Below are 16,338 nucleotides of genomic sequence, written 5' to 3' on the forward strand. Positions count from 1 at the left end.
AGCGGCCTCGTACGGAATCAGTTGCTGGCAGTCACGGCCTTATACAGCACATCTGTGCCCCTGATGAGGTCGGGGACCTCCATGGCCTCGTGCGGATTGTGCGAGCCATTGGCATTGCGCACGAAGACCATGCCCGAGGGCACGCCAGCATTGGCGAACACCGCCGCGTCGTGCCCGGCACCCGAGGGCAGGGTTTGCGGATCGAGTCCACAGTCCGCGGCAGCCTTGGACAGCATGTCGATGATCTTGCCATCCATGCGCGCCGGTTCGGTATAAACGCGGTCGTCAAATTCGAACACGACGCCGCGCTGCTGCCCCACGGCCCGGCATTCGGAGCGGAACAGTTCGTAAAAGCCTTCCAGCGTGTCGTGGCTCTGGCTGCGCACCTCGAACGAGAACATTACCTCCCCCGGAATACGGCTCAAGGCATGTTCGTCCGGATCGGTGCCCACAATACCGGTCGTGACCACAAGATCGAGCCCGCGCTCCAGAAGCACCCGCCAGTGTTCGTCAAGCCGCCCGATCAGATCGGCAAAGGCGAACACGGCGTCCTTGCGCAACCAGCGGGGAATGGCGCCCGAATGGCCAGCCTCGCCGCGACAGACGACCCGGCGATGCCGCAGATTGCCGCGAATGCCCGACACCACGGCAGCGGGCAGCTTCCGGTCGATCATGACCGGACCCTGCTCGATATGGAGCTCCAGGTAGCTTGTGGCCTTGCCCTTGTCGAACAGTGTCCGGGCTTCGCGCACCGGCGCGATGTCGATGCCAGTCGCGGTCATCGCCTCGGCCAGGGTGCGGCCGACGCCGCGCGACTTGGCGGCCAGGTCCTTGGCATCGATCATGCCGAAAAGGGCGCGCGAACCGATATTTGCGCGCCCGAAAAATGCGCTCTCCTCGCCCCGCAGCATCAACACCCGAACCGGGGTCGTCAGCGCACGACCAGACTTTTGCAGCCGGATCAGGCAGATAAGGCCCGCCACAATGCCTGCGGCGCCGTCGTAATTGCCGCCCTGCGGCACCGAGTCCGCATGCGAGCCGATATAATGGGCTGGACGCGTACCGTCGTCGTCATCCATCCGCACGACGAGATTGCCCACCGGATCTGTGTCGATCGCAAAGCCATGAGCGACGGCCAGATCGGAAAAAATGCGCAGCGCGGCATCTTCCTGAGGCGAGTAGCATTCGCGGGTAATGCCGATGCCATCGCCGGTCTGCCGTGCCAGTTCGGCAAAGATCGCTTCGGCCAGCGCCTCGTCCGTATCGAAAGTAGTCCAGTCGATAACAGGCTGGCTCGCCGCGTTCATTGCGCCGCCTCCATCACATCGGGGATCAGCATTTCGGCGTTGAGCGCGGCCTGCAGGTCGGTCACGCGATTAAAGCCCTTGCGGCGGCAATATTCGGTAAGACCGGCAATCACTTCGTTCATGGCGTTGGGGCGGGTAAAGGTGGCGGTGCCGACCTGAACCGCCGCAGCACCGGCCAGCAGGTATTCGACCGCATCATTGGCGGTGGCGATACCGCCGCAGCCGATCACCGGGATGTTGACCGCCCGCGCGCATTGATAGGTCATGCGCAGCGCGATCGGCTTGAAGGCAGGGCCCGACAGCCCGCCCATGACATTGCCCAGAGTCGGGCGCATGGTCTCGATGTCGATGGACATTGCGAGGATAGTGTTAGCCACCACCACCGCATCGGCTCCGGCCTTTTCCGCGGCACGCGCCACTGCGGCAATGTCGCCCGTGTTCGGGGTGAGCTTGGCCCAAAGCGGCAGGTCCGTGACCTCTCGCATGGCCGAAACCGCCTGCTCGGTCGTGCCCGGTCGCATGGCAAAGGCCTTGCCGTCTTCCTCGATATTGGGACAGGAAATATTGGCTTCGATGCCGGCAATGCCAGGCACATTGAGCCGCGCCGCAGCACGGGCGAACGCGTCCACCGTCGGGGCCGAAATGGAGACGATCAGGGGCGCGGTAAACTGCCGGTAAAACGGCAGCGTATGCTCGAGAAAATAGGTGATCCCCTTGGAGGGAATGCCGATCGAGTTCAGCATGCCATTGCTGACCTCGGCGACACGGGGTGTCAGATTGCCGCCCCGCAGTTCCTCGGTAATGGTCTTGGTCACCAGCGCGCCGATGCCATTGAGGTCGATGACCCTCGCCAGCCCTTCGGCAAATGTACCGGACGCCGGCATGACCGGATTGGCCAGAATGAGACCGCGTCCGAGATCGACCGACAAATCTACCATGACGTCGCCTCCGCCAGTGGAAAGACCGGTCCATCCCAGCAGACGCGCTTGGACACCGTCTCGCCGTCCACGTCGAAATTGCGCACGCAGCAAAAGCACATGCCCAGGCCACAGGCCATCTGCTGCTCCATGGCGACCTCGCCATAGATGCCGAGCTCTCCAGCCAGCCGCTTCATTAGCAGCATCAGCCGGTTGGACCCGCAGGTATAAAATCCATCGGCGCGCCCTTGGGCATGAAGGCGTCGCAGGATCGCCTCGACATTAGCCAGGTCGCTGGTGCCGTCGCTGTCGAGCACGATTTCCACCGCCGCGCCGGTCGCCTCGAAACGGTCCACCGACAGCACCTGCTCGGGCCCACGCGCACTCATCACAGCGGTTACGGCGACGCCACGACGATGTGCCATTTCGGCCAGCGGTGCCAACGTCGCAAGGCCAACGCCGCGGCCCATGATCACAATCGAACGCACATGCTCGGGCAAGGTAAAGCCCACACCCAAGGGGCCCAGAATGCGAACCGTCTGCCCGTCCAGCAACGTCGCAAGGCCCCGCGTGCCCGCACCCGCCACCTTGTAGAGGAACTCGACCTGGCCGGTTTCCGCATCGGCTGCGTAAGTGCTCATCGGCCGTCGAAAGAACGGCTTGTCCTCGCCTACGACTGGACACTCGATGTTGAAGAACTGCCCCGCTTCGGCGCTCGCCGCCAGGCCGGGCGCATCGAGCACGATGAGCTTATACTCGGCGTTCACCCACTCATTGCGCAGAACGCGCGCCGACGTATCGGCGGCAAGAGCGGAGAAAGGATCAACGGGCGGCGTGACCGCAGAATTTTCAGGCTGTCTCATTTTTTAGACACTGCTGGAAATCGCGCCAATTGTCAATTCGGCGGCCGAGAGGCTCGCACTGTGCTAACGAATTGGCTCGATGCGTGAAACCGCATCGGCGCGCGCAATGATCCGGCGCAGTATAGCGGCGCCATCAGAACCCTTTTTAGCAATCGTCCATTGGGCGTCGAGCGTTTCGGTGAAATGGCGCACCGCCTCTGGCGCCGTGGTCACGATGGCGATGCCCGATGAGACATTGGGCTGGTCACCCAACCGGTAGGGCGACAGGGTCACCGCGGAATCGTCTTCTCTTTCATATATTTGGAAGGTCTGGCTGGGCGGCTGTCCGTCGACGATGCCGATCTGGGTGCCGATCGGCTGCTTTTCGAGGGTTTCGATCAGCCGCTCGATTTCGAATCGCGCGGCAGCCCGGCGTTCAGCCTGCACTGCGGTCGGCAGGTCCAGGCGCCCCACCATGCCAAGCATCAGAAATCGCTCGATATCCTGGCTTCCGACAATTGAAACGATTGGCACCCGCCGTCGTCCGGCACTGCGCCGCCGTTCGTCCAGCAGCTCCAGGATCCGGTCGATCAACACCAGCGCAGGCCCACCCTTTTGCTGATCCTCGGGCATCGCCTCGACCAGCATCATACGCAAATATGTCATGTATTCGGGTGACAATAGTAGCGTCGATACCGGGGAGAAATTCCCCAAAAGCTGGATCGACTTCTCCTCCAACTGCCGCATGCGCTCGAAGAACGACAGAGCGTTGCTGTAATACTCTACTCCGACTCCCAGCAGGGAGGGTAGGGAAACGTCCAGAAACTTCGCAATCGACTCCAAAATCTGGATCTTGACGATCTCCCCCTTCTCCAGCCGATACACGGCTGCGCGGGAAATTCCCAGATGCGCCGCAATATCGTCAGCACTGAGTTCGCGGCCGATCCGATGCGCCCGCAGTCGCCGCCCTATTTCCTCGAACTGGATCGGCATGCTCTCCCTTTCCCTCTCGTCTCACTTTTGATATACACGCCCGCTTCCAGCGTCCAGAGCGCCATTCCCGGGAGACTTAGCGTGAACGATCTATACGAGTGGCTTGAACAACAGAACGGCGGCATTCGGACCTACGCGGAGTTCCATCAGATGGCCTACGAAATGGCGCGCGAGAACCCTGATCAAGCGGCCATCCTTGCTCTGGTCGGTGGAGTGGCCGCGCGTTTCGCTGCTCGCTTCAGGGGCGAGCCATTCTCGGTCGATCAGGCAAGCTCTGCGATCCAAGAGTTCAAAGAGGTCCTGCAAAGGGCAAAAGTGGCGATAAGTGGCTCAGAGGGCGAAAGGCTGAATTTCGCCAACTCCATAGCGACATTCGACTTGCTCGCAGTGAAGATGCATTGATTTGGTGCCGCGCAGGCTTTTCTGAGTGCCGTTCCACCCGGTAGCGCCGTGTTCATGCTACCGTGTGGCTCGACAATGTTGCATCCAGCGGCGCGAGTGCCTCTAGTAAGCAATCTAACTGCAGCAGCGAACCATCAGGCCTCTCGGTTTGATGCCGCCATGCGCTTGCGCTAATTCTCCCAAGCAGGAAGCACCAATGGATTGCGACATGTTTCGCGCCACCCCGGCCCGCTAGGTGCGCCGTGTTGGCCTCAGTTATCGCGAGCCGCCACCACGATTTTTTGCGGGACCTAGTAAACGTAGTGAGCTGCCAGCATTATCGACGCTGCAGAGCGTCCGAAATGTCACCCGCGAGTTTCAGAAGTGGTCGCGCGAGCTTGGTGACTCCGTCAGCGCGCAGGCTGGGCACAAGGATAGCGATGCTGGCCGAGCAACTGCCATCGGCCTCTTTCAATGGCGCCGCGATGCCGTGTACACCCTGCTGCAACTCGTCATGCGAGATCGCGAAGCCATCGACACGGATTTTCGCAATGCGACTCCGTGCTTCATTCGCATCCAAGCTCTTCTTCAAAACGCGTGAGATCGTCTTCTCGTCCTGAAACGCAAGGATCGACCAGCCGCTTGCACCGATGAAAAGCGGATGTCGTGAGCCGGGCTGGTGCTGAACGCGGACAAGATGCTTGGCGCCGATGGCTTGTTCCACCACAACCGCCTCATCCTTTTCCATGCAGTGCAGCACCACCGTTTCGGACACCTGATCGGCAAGGCGGTCCATCATCGGCTTGGCAAGAACCGAAATGTCCTCTTCGGCAGAATGACCAAGTCTTATAGCGGCGGTGCCAAGGACATAGCCCTCGGTTGTGCGGCGGATGTAATTGCGCTGGGCCAAGGTGTTGAGTAGGCGCAGCGCCACAGTCCGGTTGAGGTCGCAATTGCGCGCCACTTCGGCGGCCGATGCCGGCCCGGCATCGGCGATGTTTTCCAACACGATCAGCATCTGGTCCGCAGTTTGGGAGATTTCAGGCACTGTGACGCGGTTCCCCAGCATAAGTTAAGTCTATTCCGCCGAGGCAGATGTATTTGATATCCAGATAGTCTTCGAGCCCGTATTTTGATCCTTCACGGCCAAAGCCCGATTGCTTCACACCGCCGAATGGAGCGACTTCGGTGGAGATCAGTCCGGTATTGACGCCCACCATGCCGCATTCGAGGGCTTCGGCCACTTGCCAGATGCGTGACATGGACGCGGCGTAGAAATATGCGGCGAGTCCGAATTCGGTGTCATTGGCCTGGGCGATGACGTCTTCCACATCCTTGAAGCGGAAGAGGGGGGCGAGGGGGCCGAATGTTTCTTCTTTTGCCACCAACATCGATGCGGTGACGCCGGTGAGAACGGTAGGCTTATAGAAGTTGCCGCCGTTCTCGTGGGCAGCACCACCAACGGCGATGGCAGCCCCTTTTCCGACGGCGTCGGCGACGTGTTCCTCGACTTTTGCCAGCGCCTTATCGTCGACGAGCGGGCCGATAGCAACGCCGTCCGTAAAACCGTCGGCGACTTTGAGGGCTGCGACGCGGCGGCTGAGTTTTTGGGCAAAGGCGTCATGGACACCGTCCTGCACATAAAGCCGGTTGGCGCAGACGCAGGTTTGGCCGGCATTGCGGAACTTGGAGACTATAGCGCCTTCGACTGCCGCGTCGAGGTCGGCATCGTCGAAGACGATGAAGGGGGCATTGCCGCCAAGTTCAAGCGAAAGCTTCATGATCTTGGGCGCGGCTTGCGCCATCAGGGCACGGCCGACTTCGGTTGAGCCGGTGAAGGTCAGTTTTCTGACAGTAGGGTTTTCAGTGATTTCGGCGCCAAAGTCGCGGCTCCTGCGCGTGGTGATGACGCTGAAGAGGCCAGCCGGGAGTCCGGCGCGCTCGGCGAGAATGGCGAGGGCGATGCTCGAGAGCGGCGTCTGCGCGGCGGGTTTCAGGACAATGGCGCAGCCGGCGGCGAGGGCGGGTGCGACTTTCCGGGCGACCATGGCATTGGGGAAGTTCCATGGGGTGATGGCTGCGACGACGCCAACCGGCTGCTTGATGACGACGATGCGCTTGTCTTCCTGGTGGCCGGGGATGACATCGCCATAGATCCGCTTCGCTTCCTCTGCAAACCATTCGATATAGCCCGCGCCATAGAGAACTTCAGACTTCGCTTCTGCCAATGGCTTTCCCATCTCTGTAGTGAGAATGGTGGCGAGGTCGTCGGCATTGGCAATGGTGAGGTCGTGCCATTGTCGCAGGATTGCTGCGCGCTGCTTGCCCGTTTTCCTGGACCAGTCACGTTGGGCAAGGCGAGCTGCCTCGATTGCTGCACGCGCTTCGTCGCGCGACAGGTCCGGCAACGATGCCAGAACATCGCCATTGGCGGGATTGGTGACTTCAAACCGTTCGCCAGACATTGCGTCAGCGCACCAGGTGCCTCCGACAAACCCGGCCTCAACCAGAAGCGAGGGATCGGATAGACGAGACGACAGGGCGTTGGAAATGGCCATGAACGAAATCCGGGTTTGTCAGGCGACGATGGAGACGGTCTTTTCGACCGTATTGGCGAGAAGGCCTGAACGGCCGAGCTCTTCGCCAAGGCCACTGGTTTTGACTCCGAGCCAAGGCAGGGACGGGTGGGGTGGGCCCCAGGCATTGACCCAGACCGAACCGGCCTTGAGCTTTTGCACATAGGCATTTGCTGCCGCGAGGTCCTGCGTCCAAACCACCGAAGTCAGGCCATAGTCAGTGGCATTGGCGAGGCGCAGGGCTTCTTCGTCGGTATCGAAGGTGATGATCGTGCCGACAGGACCGAAAATCTCTTCACGGGCAATGGCCAGGTCATTGTGACCACCAAAGAGGGTTGGGGCGAAAAAATAGCCGGGGGCATCAAGACGACTGCCCCCGGTGAGCAGCTTGCCGCCTTCTGAAAGACCTTTTTGGACGTATCCCGCGACGCGCTCCAGTTGCTTGGCGCTGACGAGGGCTCCCATCTGCGTTGTGGGGTCGAAGGGGTCTCCGACCTTGATGGATCGGGCGGCGGCAACGAGGCGCTCGGTGAGGTCTTCGGCAATGCTGCGGTGAACAAGCAGGCGGCTGCCCGAAGCGCAGGTTTGGCCCTGATTGGCGAAGAAGGAGATCGGGGCGCCTGAGGCGACGAGGTCAAGATCGGCATCGGCGCGCACGATCTGAGGTGATTTTCCGCCGAGTTCGAGGGCGACCTTGGTGAGGGACTGGCCGGCGATGGAGGCGATGTGACGGCCGACGCCGGGGCTACCGGTGAAGGAAATCTTATCAACGCCTGAATGGCGGATGAGGGCTTCGCCGGCGACCGCGCCAATGCCGGTCACGAGATTGACGGTGCCAGGGGGAAAACCTGCTTCCTCGATGAGCTGCACCAATCGGACTGTGCTGAGAGAGGCGTCTTCGGCCGGCTTGATCACGACAGTGTTGCCGGCAGCCAGCGCGGTTGCCAACTTCCACGAGGCGATCATTGTGGGAGCATTCCAGGGCGTGATCGCGGCGACGACGCCGATCGGGTGTCGGAGCGTATAGGAATGGCGGGGGCGTCCAGCGAAGTCTGGAAGGGCAAATGTTTGCCCGGTCAGCTTGTCGGCCCAGCCCGCGAAATGGCGAAAAGTGCTGGCGGCGAGGGGGACTTCGAACTCGTAGGGTTCAAAATAGGGGCGGCCGATATCGGTCGCTTCAAGGAAGGCGAGGTTTTCGCGATTGGCTTCGATGAGGTCGGCGAGGCGCCAGAGGAGGCGACCGCGATCTTCGCCCGAGAGGCGGGACCATTCGCCAGTTTCGAACTGTTCCCTGGCGGCGCGCACGGCGGCGTCGATATCGCTCGCGCTGGCCGCGGCGATTGTTCCCAACACCTGTTCGGTGCTGGGATTGATCACGGGCAGACTTGCCCCCTTTTCGGCAGGGCGCCATTGACCGGCAATGAAGAGGTGTCCGGGAGGAAGGCGCCGGGCGGAGTCACTCAGGTCGGTCATGGTCTTGCTCTAGGCTTACTTGTTCTGGAAGGCGGCCGAATAATCTGTGGTGTTGACCAGCGTACCGGTGGCGCCGACGATGATCTGGCTGATCTCGCGCTTTTCCGGGTCCCAGCCAACGAGGCGCCCGGCCGAGCGTGGCTTGCCGGTGAGATCAATTACCAAGGCGCCGTTGAACGGCGTGCCGCGGTCGGACCAAGTGAACAGATAGAGGTTATCCTCGATCTTGCGAACCGAGGTCGGTTCAACAGCGCCCATGCCACCCTCGGGTCCGGTGATCCCGTGCCAGCAATAAAGTTCGGGCTCGATATAGATGTGCTCGAAGAAATGGGTTGGACCGTAAGACCAGTGGATGCGCTTGCCAACCAGTTCGGCGGTCTTGGGGAAGGGGCGGGCGAGCGGCGCGCCGATGCCGGCTTCGAGGATGATCGAGCGTTCGGCGATGGTTGAGGTGCCCCCGATCATGACGGAATGTACGACGAGGACGCGCTTTTGCGCGAGATCGACGATCATCAGATCGTTGGAGACGCTTTCGGTGTGATTGATGGTGGCGGCAAGGAGGCCGTGGCCAACTTCGATAGCTTCGTAAGCGGCTTCGCCAATGGGATAGGCGACATTGGCAGAGGGGTTTGAAGTCCAGCGCACGCGCTTCTCGTCAAAGGTATAAGACACGGGTGTCCGGCCTTCGAAGTGCAGCTCTAGTGTCTGGCCGACAAGGGTCAGCGTGGCGTCGGGGCGCAGGGCATCGTGCCCGGGAAACAGCTTGTCGGGCGTGACAGTGTCGACGCGCTTGTAGTTTTCAGCAATCTGGCTCACGGCGTTTAGCCCTTCTGCGGTTCGGATTGGGTTTTGTCGGCGTTCCACTCAGCAAGCACCTCTTGTGCGATGCGAAAGGCCTCGACGCCGGCAGGAATGCCGGAATAGATCGACAGGTGAATCAGCGTATCGCGGATTTCATCTGTGGTAACGCCATTGCGAAGGGCGCCTCGCACATGGAGGGAAAACTCGGCGCTACGGCCCAGAGTGCCGATGATGGCGAGATTAAGAAGGCTACGGTCGCGCTTGGTGAGCGCGTCTCGTCCCCAACTTCCGCCCCAGCAGAACTCGGTTACGAGATCCTGAAAATCCTTGCCAAAGTCGCCGGCCTTGTCATAGGCGCGCTGCACATATTCGGCGCCCACCACATCCTTCCGGATCTGCAGCCCACGTTCGTACTGCTCGGTTTTGCTCATGCGTCTGCCTCGTTGATAACGGGATTGGTCAACGTGCCGAGCCCTTCGACTTCAACAGAGATGATATCGCCGGAGCGTAGGAAGCGCGGTGGGGTGCGGGTGAAGCCAACACCGGCCGGCGTGCCCATGGGTATGACATCACCGGGTTCGAGCTCGATGAACTCGGAGAGGTGTTCGATGATTGCCGGGATATCGAAGAGCATTTCCTCGGTATTGCCGTCCTGGACGATTTCGCCGTTAAGGCGGGTCTTGATGTCGAGGTTGTGCGGATCGGCGACCTCGTCGGTGAGCACGAGATAGGGACCAAACGGACCTGAGCGCGAGAAATTCTTGCCAGCGGTATATTGGGTAATGCGGAACTGGTAGTCGCGCACCGTCACGTCGTTGAAGATGGAATAGCCAGCGACGTAATCCATTGCATCGGCACGGCGGACATGGCGTCCAGCCTTGCCAATGATGACGGCGAGTTCGCCTTCCCAGTCGAGCTGTTCCGACACTGTCGGAACGACGACGTTCCCACCCTGCTCGACAAGCGTTTTAGCAAATCGCGAGAAGATGATCGGGATTTCCGAGATCGGCCGACCGGCTTCGGCAGCGTGTTTTCCGTAATTGCGGCCGACGCAGAGGATTTTGGGCGGCTTCTGGATGGGTGGCAACACCTGCACATCGGCTTCGGCGACAAGCAGGCCAGCCTTGCGGGCGGCGTCATCACCAAGGGCCTTGATTGACGCGGTAAGCGCTCTGAGTTGTTCGCAGGCTTCATCCCCGGCTTCGAGAAAGGCAAGGCTGTCTTTGGTCCAACCAGTGTTTTCAAACCTCTGATGGTCGGCAGCGAGGGCGAGGTCGAGGATCATGCCATCCCTGACGCTGCCAAGCCTTGCGCCGTTTCCTGTCGAGTAGGTTACGAGCCTGGTCATGCATTCAATCTCCCAAGTTAGCCCGATTATCGGACTTAAAAAAACCGATATGCGAATTTGATATGGCTATAATTTCTTCCCGTCAACACAAAATGCTGTTTGTGGGGCGCAGGCTCGGGGAGGTTGTAAGTCTCTGTTGTAGAAAGCGAAAATGTCTGCCGTTATGCCGCGATGCGACTTTGGTCTAGCCATCTTGACGAAATGCAAAACTCGAAATAGCGTCGAATAACGGATTAACTAAGTCCGATAATCGGATCAGGGGAAAGAGATGACCTTACGAGTCAACCGGGTCGGCCATGTGGGTATCGCGGTGCGCGATATGGAGCGCACGGTAAAGTTTTATACCGAGGTCCTCGGCATGCGCCTGACCGAGCATTTCGAATATGGCGAGGACGAAGTCGGCCACGGCGTGGCGGTGCTCGCTGGATCTTTCGTCCGCAGCGACTCCAATCACCATTGTTTGTCGATCTTCACCTTGCGCAATGCGGTTGAGCCGCCAAAGGAGCACGCATTCGGCCTGCATCACATCGCCTTCGAGATGAATAGCTCGAGCGACCTGCTGGCCCTCTACAAGCGCTTTGAAGAGCAAGGGCATCCAATCGTTAATGCTCGCAAGGGCGGTCCGGGTAACCAGCCGCGCTTCTATGGTCGCGACCCCGATGGCAATCTGCTCGAATTCTACTGGAGCATCGACCAGATCGGCTGGGATGGCATCGCTCGCCCCTATCCGCCCATCGAAGAAATCGAGCTTGAAACCTTTGATTTCGAGGCGTTTGAGAATGAGCGTGAAGCCGCGGCCAAGCGAGCGCGCTCCTGACGGGGTCCCGTCACCAACGACCAAGGGTGAGATATGTCGATGACACGTGAGCAGACCCCGATCGTTCGTTTCCGGGGCGTCACCAAGACATACAATAACTTCACGGCAGTGCAGAGCCTCGACCTCGACATTGCCAGAGGCGAGTTTCTCACCCTGCTCGGCCCATCGGGGTCGGGCAAGACCACGACGCTGATGTTGTTGACCGGCTTTGAGACGGCCAGCAGCGGCACTATCGAGATCGACGGCAAGCGCATCGAGAGCCTGCCGGCGCATAAGCGTGAAATTGGCGTGGTGTTTCAGAACTACGCGCTCTTCCCGCATATGTCAGCGGCTGAAAATATTGCTTACCCCTTAAGGGTTCGCGGTATGGGGCGGGCCGAGGTTGAGGCGGAGGTTGCGCGCGTTCTGGCGACGGTTGATCTGGCGGATAAGGGGCATCGCAGGCCCGGTCAGCTTTCCGGGGGTCAGCAGCAACGTGTAGCTTTGGCGCGGGCCATGGTGTTCAAGCCGCGGCTTATCGTGCTCGATGAACCGCTTGGGGCCCTCGACAAGAACCTGCGCGAACAGATGCAGGAAGAGTTGCGGGCGCTGCACCGGCAGATTGGGATCACCATGGTGTTCGTCACCCATGACCAATCGGAGGCGCTAACCCTCTCGGATCGGATTGCAGTCTTCAACAAGGGGCGCATCGAACAGCTCGATACACCTGAGGGGCTTTATCGCGATCCTTGCACGACTTTTGTTGCCGGCTTTATCGGCGAGAACAATCTTGTGCCGGGGCGGATCGAAGCGGTTGGCAGTGTGAGCGCCAGCATCCGTCTCGATAATGGACGCCTCGTCGAGGCGGATGCGCCCAATAGACCGCTAATTGGCGAAAGGGCCTTTCTGGCGCTTCGACCGGAGCGGATCGCTTTCGCCGAGGTGGGAGATGCCTCTGCCATCCCGGCCAAGGTCAAGCAATGCACCTATCTCGGCGATTGCTATCGCCTCGATGTGGAGGCCGAGGGAATTGGCCTCCTCAAACTTAAACTTTCGGGCACCATTCCGACGCCGCCGGTGCCGGGGAACATGGTGCAGGTGAAATTTTCAGACAGGGAATGCCGCATCCTCGCGGATCGGTAACAGGACCATGCGTCCCGCTCTTAGGGAGAGCGTTTCAAGGGAGACTATCATGATGAAACACACAGTGGTCGCCGTAGCAGCCTTGCTGGCCGCCATCGCACCGGCAGCAGCCCGCGATCTGACGGTCGTGTCCTGGGGAGGGGTTTTCCAAGACGCGCAGCGCGAGGTCTATTTCGACCCGTTTCGCGAGGAAACCGGTATTCCGCTTGCCGAAGACAGCTGGGATGGCGGCATCGGTGTTCTTCGCACCAAGATCGAGGCAGGCGACGCCAACAACTGGGACGTCGTTGAGGTCGAAGCCGAGGAAGAAGCGCTAGGGTGCGAGGAGGGCCTCTTTGAAGTCATCGACCCTGCTCTCGTGGGCGGCGTCGATCAATACATCGAAGGTAGCGTCACCGAATGCGGCGTTCCCGCAAATATCGCGGCCATCGTCGCAGCCTATGACGGGGCCGTGTTCCCGGAAGGGCCGCAGAGCTGGGCTGATGTCTTCGATACTGCCAAATATCCAGGCAAGCGTGCGTTCCGCAGTGGCCCGAAGATGAACCTCGAGTTTGCGCTGATGGCCGATGGTGTGGCGCCTGCCGATGTCTACACAGTGCTTTCAACGCCGGAAGGTGTTGACCGCGCCTTTGCCAAGCTTGATTCCATAAAGGATGACATCGTCTGGTGGACGTCGGGCAATCAGCCGATGCAGCTCCTCGGTTCTGGCGAAGTTGCTTTCACCACCACTTATAATGGACGCGTCGCTGCCGCCAATCTCGAGAACAGCCGCGATTTCCGGATCATGTGGGAGGGCGGTGCTCTCAATGTCGATAGCTGGGTGATCCTGCGCGGCTCGCCCAACAAGGACAATGCCATCAAGCTGCTCGACTTTCTCGGACGGGCTGATCGTCAGGTCGAATGGCCGAGCAAGCTTGGCTATGGCGTCGGCAATGTCGAGGCTCAAGCGCAGTTGCCTGCCGAGCTTGCCGAAACCCTGCCAACATCACCGGAACACCTTGAAGCAGGCATCAAGATCGACGCCAACTTCTGGATCCGCAATATCGACGCGTTGAACGAGCGCTTCGCCTCCTGGTCGAGCCAGTAGCCTGCATGGCGGTGGCCGGAGAAAGGCCGCCGCCTTGCCTAATTTGCGATGAGGTTTCGCCATGACCATCGACAGTGCCGCGATGCGCTCTAACATTGTCGGACTAGCCCTGATCGCGCCGCTGGTCATCTTTTTGGCTTTCACCTTTCTCGTGCCGCTCGGCCGCATGCTGGTTCTGTCGGTCAGTGACACGGAATTGGCGGCGATCATGCCCCGGAGTGTCATTGCGCTGGCTTCCTGGGACGGCGAAACCTTGCCGGACGAAGAGGCGTTTGCGGCGGTTGCCGCCGATCTTGCCGCAGCCCGCGAGGATCGTACGGCAGGGACCGCGGCGCGACGACTGGGCTACGCCTCGGCCGAATGGCGTACGGTACTGTCCTCGACGGCCCGCAGCCTCCCCGATGATGCAAGCTCCATAACCAATTGGCAGGACACTCTTGTGTCGATCGAGCCGGCCTGGGGGCAGGCGAAGATTTGGCATGCCCTTGCCGAAGCGCGTGGCCCCTTCACCGACATCCATGTGCTGACCGCACTTGGTATGGACGGCGGGCCAGATAGCGGCCTCTACGTCAATGTGCTCGTGCGCACCTTTGTCATCGCCATCTCAGCAACGGCCATCTGCCTGCTTCTCGCGATGCCTGCAGCCTATTTGCTCTCCTCAGTGAGCGGTCCTTTGGCCGGACTTCTGATGCTGACCCTCCTGCTGCCGCTCTGGACCTCGGTGCTGGTGCGCTCGACCTCGTGGCTGGTCATTCTGCAGAAAAACGGCATTCTCAATCAGATCTTGATGGCCCTGCGCATCACCAACGCGCCACTGGACCTGATCTACAATCGCACCGGGGTGCTTATCGCGCTGACCCATGTGCTGCTGCCCTATGCCGTCTTGCCGCTTTATGCGGCGATGAAGTCGCTGCCGAAGTCGCAAATGCAGGCGTCACGGTCCTTGGGAGGCGGGCCGCTCAGTGGCTTTTTCCGGGTTTATCTGCCGCAAGTCCTGCCCGGGCTCTCGGCCGGTGGGCTGATGGTCTTCATCCTGGCGCTTGGCTACTACATCACTCCACTACTGCTCGGGGGGCAGGGCGATCAGATGCTGCCTTTCTACATCGCCTACAATACGCTCCAGGCCTTGAACTGGGGTCTCGCCGCGTCGCTGGCAGGTGGACTGCTGATCGTTACCGTCATCCTTTATCTGCTCTATGTGCGCCTCGTCGGCGTCGAACGGGTGAGAGTCTAGCCATGTTCGACAGCATGAAGTTCTGGACGGTTCTTACCCGCCTCGCTGGAATTCTGGTGCTGCTGTTTCTGCTGCTGCCTCTATTCGCCATCATACCCCTGGCGTTCAATGCGGGGTCGATCGTGTCCTATCCGATGACCGGTTTGTCCACGCGATGGTTTGAGGCGGTGGTTTCGACGCCTCGCTGGCTCAATTCTATCGGCAATTCGATGATTGTCGCTGCCGCAACGGTCGCACTCTCGGTTCCACTTGGCACAGCCGCTGCCTTAGGTCTCGACCGTCTGCACTTTGCTGGTAAATCGGTGGTCATGGCGATCCTGATCTCACCGATGATTGTTCCGGTCATCATCACGGCAGTGGGGGTCTATTTCTTCTTCGCTCCCATGGGCTTGGCAAACTCTCTTCTTGGGCTGATCCTCGCACATAGCGCCATTGCAGTTCCCTATGTCCTTGTCTCGGTGAACGCTGTAGCAAGCCAGCGCGATCGTAGGCTCGAGCGGGCAGGGAGCAGCTTGGGGGCAACTCCCTTTGTCGTCTTCCGGACCATCACCATGCCGCTCATTCTTCCGGGCATCGTATCAGGCGCCATCTTCGCCTTTGCCGCATCATTCGATGAGGTCGTTATCGCCATGATGATCACTGGTCCGGATCAGAAGACGCTGCCACGGGAGTTGCTTAGCGGCACCCGCGAAAATCTGGATCCGAGCGTTCTGGCTGTCGCCACCATCATAATCGCAATTTCAGCCGGCCTGCTTGTTGCCCTTAATCTCGTCGGTGCAAAGAGAAAGGTCGCTGGCTAGTGCCCGTAGTTGCGATCGGAAATCATGGCAGCAAATCCTTCACTTCTCAAAGGGTCGCCGCCGAATACGACAGGGAAAGACAAGGCGAGTTGCGCCGCAGATCGGGCAAGGATCTCAATCCTTGCCCGTAGCTTGCAGGACGTCTGACTAGAACATGGTGTTCGCATTTGCCGCTTGAGCGGGAACATCCTGGATGACGTCCCAATGCTCAACGATGACGCCATCTTCGAGCCGGAAAATATCGATCACGGCTTGCCCTTGATCCTCAGGACCATTGGTCGAGTGAACGTGGAGCCAAACAAGGTCACCTTCGACGGCGCTGCGCACGATCTGGGCACGGGACTCGGGGTTTTCGGCGAAGAAGCCCGTGAAATACGACACGAATGGCTCCTTTCCATCCGGCACCTCGGGATTGTGCTGGATGTAATCTTCCGCGATCACTTCGCTTGCGCCGGTCGTATCGTGGTCGTTGAAGAAGCTGTCGTAGAAATCGACCACAATGGTACGATTTACCTCTTCAGCGCCAAGGTCGCGCTGAATGTCTTGGCCGAAAGCAGAGCCTACCGAAATGGCCGTCGCGATTGCGCTGAAGACCAGCATGGATCTGATGAACGACATTTGCATGTTCCCTTTCCGCGCT

The 16,338-nt window shown here is 60.0% G+C and carries 17 protein-coding genes; 6 read left to right on the top strand and 11 right to left on the bottom strand.

What is annotated here, in order from left to right; genetic code table 11:
* Positions 1-17: 17 nt before the first annotated feature.
* The 4 genes from BM364_RS01450 to BM364_RS01465 form a co-directional block, all read right to left on the bottom strand.
* Positions 18-1,307 carry a hydantoinase/carbamoylase family amidase gene (locus tag BM364_RS01450; RefSeq protein ID WP_092419930.1) on the bottom strand — a complete coding sequence of 430 codons (1,290 nt, stop codon included), beginning with the start codon at positions 1,305-1,307 and terminating at the stop codon, positions 18-20.
* Positions 1,304-2,245, bottom strand: a complete 942-nt coding sequence (locus tag BM364_RS01455; protein ID WP_092419934.1) for a dihydroorotate dehydrogenase — start codon at positions 2,243-2,245, stop codon at positions 1,304-1,306. Before BM364_RS01455 ends, BM364_RS01450 begins: the two co-directional genes overlap by 4 nt.
* Complete coding sequence (locus BM364_RS01460) at positions 2,239-3,087, bottom strand: dihydroorotate dehydrogenase electron transfer subunit (protein WP_092419937.1); 849 nt, start codon at positions 3,085-3,087, stop codon at positions 2,239-2,241. Before BM364_RS01460 ends, BM364_RS01455 begins: the two co-directional genes overlap by 7 nt.
* Positions 3,088-3,150: 63 nt before the next feature.
* A complete protein-coding gene (locus tag BM364_RS01465; protein WP_092419940.1) occupies positions 3,151-4,059 on the bottom strand; it encodes a helix-turn-helix domain-containing protein in 909 nt (302 codons plus the stop codon).
* Positions 4,060-4,140: 81 nt separating this feature from the next.
* Between BM364_RS01465 and BM364_RS01470 the strand changes: the two genes are divergently transcribed.
* Positions 4,141-4,461: a hypothetical protein gene (locus tag BM364_RS01470; RefSeq protein WP_139232451.1), complete on the top strand. Its 321-nt coding sequence runs from the start codon at positions 4,141-4,143 to the stop codon at positions 4,459-4,461.
* Between the two features lie 316 nt (positions 4,462-4,777).
* Here BM364_RS01470 and BM364_RS01475 read toward each other — a convergent pair whose 3' ends face one another.
* Genes BM364_RS01475 through BM364_RS01500 form a run of 6 tightly spaced genes read right to left on the bottom strand, consistent with a single transcriptional unit; the run spans position 4,778 to position 10,638 of the window.
* Entirely contained in the window at positions 4,778-5,488 is a 711-nt protein-coding gene (locus tag BM364_RS01475) for an IclR family transcriptional regulator (protein ID WP_244542732.1), read from the bottom strand.
* On the bottom strand, positions 5,481-6,998 hold the full coding sequence (locus BM364_RS01480; protein ID WP_092419946.1) for an NAD-dependent succinate-semialdehyde dehydrogenase: 1,518 nt from the start codon (positions 6,996-6,998) through the stop codon (positions 5,481-5,483). Before BM364_RS01480 ends, BM364_RS01475 begins: the two co-directional genes overlap by 8 nt.
* An 18-nt stretch (positions 6,999-7,016) precedes the next feature.
* A complete protein-coding gene (locus BM364_RS01485) occupies positions 7,017-8,489 on the bottom strand; it encodes an aldehyde dehydrogenase family protein (RefSeq protein WP_092419949.1) in 1,473 nt (490 codons plus the stop codon).
* 15 nt (positions 8,490-8,504) lie between these two features.
* Positions 8,505-9,305: a MoaF C-terminal domain-containing protein gene (locus tag BM364_RS01490; RefSeq protein WP_175528416.1), complete on the bottom strand. Its 801-nt coding sequence runs from the start codon at positions 9,303-9,305 to the stop codon at positions 8,505-8,507.
* A gap of 5 nt (positions 9,306-9,310) precedes the next feature.
* Positions 9,311-9,721, bottom strand: a complete 411-nt coding sequence (locus tag BM364_RS01495; protein WP_092419955.1) for a carboxymuconolactone decarboxylase family protein — start codon at positions 9,719-9,721, stop codon at positions 9,311-9,313.
* Positions 9,718-10,638: a fumarylacetoacetate hydrolase family protein gene (locus BM364_RS01500; RefSeq protein WP_092419958.1), complete on the bottom strand. Its 921-nt coding sequence runs from the start codon at positions 10,636-10,638 to the stop codon at positions 9,718-9,720. The genes BM364_RS01495 and BM364_RS01500 overlap by 4 nt, the downstream gene beginning before the upstream one ends.
* 268 nt (positions 10,639-10,906) lie before the next feature.
* On the opposite strand from BM364_RS01500, the gene BM364_RS01505 reads away from it, so the two are divergent.
* The 5 genes from BM364_RS01505 to BM364_RS01525 all read left to right on the top strand — a co-directional run bounded on the left by BM364_RS01505 (position 10,907) and on the right by BM364_RS01525 (position 15,698).
* Entirely contained in the window at positions 10,907-11,455 is a 549-nt protein-coding gene (locus BM364_RS01505) for a VOC family protein (protein ID WP_092419961.1), read from the top strand.
* A 33-nt stretch (positions 11,456-11,488) separates the two neighbouring features.
* Positions 11,489-12,577 carry an ABC transporter ATP-binding protein gene (locus BM364_RS01510; protein WP_425284862.1) on the top strand — a complete coding sequence of 363 codons (1,089 nt, stop codon included), beginning with the start codon at positions 11,489-11,491 and terminating at the stop codon, positions 12,575-12,577.
* 49 nt (positions 12,578-12,626) lie between these two features.
* Positions 12,627-13,664 carry an ABC transporter substrate-binding protein gene (locus BM364_RS01515; protein WP_425284863.1) on the top strand — a complete coding sequence of 346 codons (1,038 nt, stop codon included), beginning with the start codon at positions 12,627-12,629 and terminating at the stop codon, positions 13,662-13,664.
* Positions 13,665-13,725: 61 nt separating this feature from the next.
* Entirely contained in the window at positions 13,726-14,898 is a 1,173-nt protein-coding gene (locus BM364_RS01520) for an ABC transporter permease (protein ID WP_092419964.1), read from the top strand.
* A 2-nt stretch (positions 14,899-14,900) separates the two neighbouring features.
* On the top strand, positions 14,901-15,698 hold the full coding sequence (locus BM364_RS01525) for an ABC transporter permease (protein ID WP_092419967.1): 798 nt from the start codon (positions 14,901-14,903) through the stop codon (positions 15,696-15,698).
* Positions 15,699-15,845: 147 nt separating this feature from the next.
* Here BM364_RS01525 and BM364_RS01530 read toward each other — a convergent pair whose 3' ends face one another.
* Positions 15,846-16,316: a nuclear transport factor 2 family protein gene (locus BM364_RS01530; protein ID WP_092419970.1), complete on the bottom strand. Its 471-nt coding sequence runs from the start codon at positions 16,314-16,316 to the stop codon at positions 15,846-15,848.
* Positions 16,317-16,338: the final 22 nt, after the last annotated feature.

Source organism: Devosia crocina (assembly GCF_900116545.1).
In the GTDB taxonomy this organism is placed as follows: domain Bacteria; phylum Pseudomonadota; class Alphaproteobacteria; order Rhizobiales; family Devosiaceae; genus Devosia; species Devosia crocina.

Coding starts and splice junctions, on each gene's coding strand:
- BM364_RS01450 (WP_092419930.1), bottom strand. CDS start 1,307: ATGAACGCGGCGAGCCAGCCTGTTATCGACTGGACTACTTTCGATACG.
- BM364_RS01455 (WP_092419934.1), bottom strand. CDS start 2,245: ATGGTAGATTTGTCGGTCGATCTCGGACGCGGTCTCATTCTGGCCAAT.
- BM364_RS01460 (WP_092419937.1), bottom strand. CDS start 3,087: ATGAGACAGCCTGAAAATTCTGCGGTCACGCCGCCCGTTGATCCTTTC.
- BM364_RS01465 (WP_092419940.1), bottom strand. CDS start 4,059: ATGCCGATCCAGTTCGAGGAAATAGGGCGGCGACTGCGGGCGCATCGG.
- BM364_RS01480 (WP_092419946.1), bottom strand. CDS start 6,998: ATGGCCATTTCCAACGCCCTGTCGTCTCGTCTATCCGATCCCTCGCTT.
- BM364_RS01485 (WP_092419949.1), bottom strand. CDS start 8,489: ATGACCGACCTGAGTGACTCCGCCCGGCGCCTTCCTCCCGGACACCTC.
- BM364_RS01495 (WP_092419955.1), bottom strand. CDS start 9,721: ATGAGCAAAACCGAGCAGTACGAACGTGGGCTGCAGATCCGGAAGGAT.
- BM364_RS01500 (WP_092419958.1), bottom strand. CDS start 10,638: ATGACCAGGCTCGTAACCTACTCGACAGGAAACGGCGCAAGGCTTGGC.
- BM364_RS01505 (WP_092419961.1), top strand. CDS start 10,907: ATGACCTTACGAGTCAACCGGGTCGGCCATGTGGGTATCGCGGTGCGC.
- BM364_RS01510 (WP_425284862.1), top strand. CDS start 11,489: ATGTCGATGACACGTGAGCAGACCCCGATCGTTCGTTTCCGGGGCGTC.
- BM364_RS01515 (WP_425284863.1), top strand. CDS start 12,627: ATGATGAAACACACAGTGGTCGCCGTAGCAGCCTTGCTGGCCGCCATC.
- BM364_RS01520 (WP_092419964.1), top strand. CDS start 13,726: ATGACCATCGACAGTGCCGCGATGCGCTCTAACATTGTCGGACTAGCC.
- BM364_RS01525 (WP_092419967.1), top strand. CDS start 14,901: ATGTTCGACAGCATGAAGTTCTGGACGGTTCTTACCCGCCTCGCTGGA.
- BM364_RS01530 (WP_092419970.1), bottom strand. CDS start 16,316: ATGTCGTTCATCAGATCCATGCTGGTCTTCAGCGCAATCGCGACGGCC.